The organism is Acinetobacter sp. GN11 (genome assembly GCF_054823985.1).
Window position 1 is genome coordinate 1 of the sequence record NZ_JRVL01000062.1, and the last position, 1,269, is coordinate 1,269.

The following is a 1,269-nucleotide window of genomic DNA, read 5'->3' on the forward strand; positions in this document are numbered from 1 at the left end:
TATCGGGTCAGCAACTGGATACAGTGCTGACCTCATTTCTTCTTTTGTATATTCTTTGGAAAAGACAGACTTTGATGGCATTTTGACTTTAATTATCTATAAAGAGCAAATGCCAGAGTTTGTTAATGCATTTTCAGATATTAAAAATTTTAAAATTGAATTTAAAGTTTCAACGATTGGGAAATTTAAATCAAAGTCAAAATACTCAGGTATTTATAAGGTTAAGTTTATAAAGAATATTCTTAAGAAAATTATTGGATTAACTGTAAATGAAGCAGTTCCTGATTCAAAAATAAAAGCCCTTAAAATCACAGGCTATCCGCATGTGAGTCGCTTTTTTGAATATAAAGAAGTTGTAGAAAGTCATCCTGATGCTTCACATGTGCTGCTCAGCGATGTGCGAGATGTTTTTTTTCAGGGTAATCCTTTTAAGGACCTTGGCAGAGGGCTCTTTGTTGGTATGGAAAATCCAGATTATACGATAGGCACTGAGCAATATAATCAAAAATGGATTATCGATGCATATGGAGATGGTTTTTATAATAGTGCGAAAGATGAGCAGGTTTCGTGCTCAGGCGTCACAATTGGAGATATGAACTCGATTAAAGTCTATATCAATAAAATGATTGAAGAGTTCTGCAAACAGCCATATCAAAAAATGTCTGAAAGAATTTATGATCAGGCAATGCATAATAAATTATTAATTACCAATGATTTAGCTGATGTAACTCGCTGTCAGCCATTTGAGTCTATTATTGTAACTCTTGGATTATATCCAATAGATCGAATTACGATTAATGATCAAGGTCTTATTATCAATCGTAACCAAAAGATCATTCCTATTGTCCATCAGCATGATAGACATCCGGAATTGATACAGTTATGCGATAACTATATTGGGAAATAAATTTTAGGATTATTTAAATTTTATGAGGGGAAGCGGATATTAATTTTTATCCGCATTTCCTTTTAAAACCATATAAATCAGCGCAACAAAAATAAGCAATGCACCTGCTAAGCTACTTACGCAGAAATAAAGAATACGTTGATTTGTAGTGATGTTAAATAATTCATTTGCAAGGATATAGCGCATGAAAAACCACTGCGCAAGAGAGAATACAATTACGATTAAAGCATGTCGACGTACATCAGGGCGCATTGCCATAATGAATCACCAAGGGAGAAAAAGTGGGGATATTATGCCATTTGCCCACTCTCATCTCAATAGAGTCTAAATTGAGTCAATTATGTAGAAAAATTAAAATTATG

The 1,269-nt window shown here is 33.3% G+C and carries 2 protein-coding genes; one reads left to right on the top strand and one right to left on the bottom strand.

The genetic code is table 11. The features are described 5' to 3' along the window. Position 1 precedes the first annotated feature (1 nt). Positions 2–907 carry a lipooligosaccharide outer core biosynthesis glycosyltransferase GtrOC6 gene (locus tag NL42_RS07825; protein WP_461312349.1) on the top strand — a complete coding sequence of 302 codons (906 nt, stop codon included), beginning with the start codon at positions 2–4 and terminating at the stop codon, positions 905–907. Positions 908–946: 39 nt separating this feature from the next. Here the strand turns inward: NL42_RS07825 and NL42_RS07830 are convergent, their stop codons facing one another. After that, positions 947–1,165 carry a hypothetical protein gene (locus NL42_RS07830; RefSeq protein WP_004789113.1) on the bottom strand — a complete coding sequence of 73 codons (219 nt, stop codon included), beginning with the start codon at positions 1,163–1,165 and terminating at the stop codon, positions 947–949. Positions 1,166–1,269 lie beyond the last annotated feature (104 nt).